At 72.4% G+C, this 1,266-nt stretch carries 2 protein-coding genes; both read left to right on the top strand.

The features are described 5' to 3' along the window. Nucleotides 1–146 precede the first annotated feature (146 nt). Nucleotides 147–767 carry a DUF4376 domain-containing protein gene (locus GGD82_RS20750; RefSeq protein WP_184013352.1) on the top strand — a complete coding sequence of 207 codons (621 nt, stop codon included), beginning with the start codon at nucleotides 147–149 and terminating at the stop codon, nucleotides 765–767. Continuing rightward, the coding region (locus tag GGD82_RS20745) for a hypothetical protein (RefSeq protein WP_184013351.1) at nucleotides 764–1,266 on the top strand (503 nt) is incomplete at its 3' end. The genes GGD82_RS20750 and GGD82_RS20745, both read left to right, overlap by 4 nt.

Genomic DNA, 1,266 nt, shown 5'->3' with positions numbered 1-1,266 from the left:
CGGTCACGCCGACGCTGTGGCCCATGCCGGGGGCGCATGGGACGAGGGAGACGGCGCCGGGCTGTGGCGGCTGAGCGTGTCGTTGACGAGCCTCGCCGATGACTGGGTCGGCGGTCGTCTCGCAAAAACGCCATAGGGGGCAGACCATGCCATACGCTTATCGCGGTCAGTATCCGATGGACGCTCTGCCTCCGCACGCGCGCGGTCTGCCTGACGCGGCCCTGGCCGCACTCGATCCGCCCATCTACCACGTCCGGTCCATCGTGCCGGAGCACGATCCGGACACCCACACGCGCGTCCCGGAGCCCGTCGCCCCGCCCGGGTTCGACGAAACCGGACCGATCCCCGTCGTCACGCTGACCTACGAGATCCGACCCCTCACGCCGCCCGAGATCGCGGCGCGGCTGGAGGGCCTGCGGGCGGAGTGGCGGACGCGGGCGACGCGAGCGTTCCGCCGGGCGCGGGACGCGGGCATCACGCTCGAAATCGCTGGGCAGACGGTGCACGTCGAGACTACGGACACGGCCATCGCCCAGATCCGCGCCCTGCGTGATCTGCTGGCCGACACGGACGGGACCCAGGCCTTCGTCACGCGCTCCGGCGCTCGGGTCATCGTCGATGCGGCGGGCATCGCGGCGATCCATGACGCGGTCGCAGCCCGCTGGCGGTTGATCCTGGCGCGCGAGGAGGCCCTCTATGCCGCCATTGACGCCTGCACCGATCCGGCTGATCTGCGGGCGATCGACACCCGGGCAGGCTGGTCATGACCGACGTCCGCCTGTTCGAGCCGCTGAAGCTGACCGCCGGCACGCTCACGATCGACGCCGAGGGGCGGCTGGTGATCGGCCCAAGCGAGGTTCTGACGCTGCCCAGGGACGCCCTGGTCACGGGCGTGGGATCGGGTGGGCAGGTCTACACCCGCGCGGCACCGCTCCGCGTGCCCGCCGGCCCGCTGCCGCAAGGGGCGTGGGATCGGGGCTTCTTTTTCGTGCCTCCCGCCACGGGCGGCCGGATCGATCTGGTCACGGCCGGTGTGGTCCAGTCGGCCGCCACGTTCTCGCGGGCCTCCGCCGCGACCTGGTGGGACGGGGCGGCGTTCCGGACGGCCGCCCCCCACGCGCCCCGTGTCGAGGGCGGCGCGCTGGTCATCGAGGAGGCCGCAACCAACATCGCCTACCACGCCACGGCCATGGACCGACTTCCCGCGAGCCAGGGCACGGCGACGGCGGGCGCCAGCTTCGGCGTAGGCACGCAGACCCTACTGAC

Source organism: Roseospira marina (assembly GCF_014197855.1).
Classification (GTDB): Bacteria; Pseudomonadota; Alphaproteobacteria; order Rhodospirillales; family Rhodospirillaceae; genus Rhodospira; species Rhodospira marina.
This window is presented reverse-complemented; position numbering and strand designations above follow the sequence as displayed.

What these genes read in the sequence shown, in the direction of transcription:
- GGD82_RS20750 (WP_184013352.1), top strand. Translation starts at nt 147, where the DNA reads ATGCCATACGCTTATCGCGGTCAGTATCCGATGGACGCTCTGCCTCCG.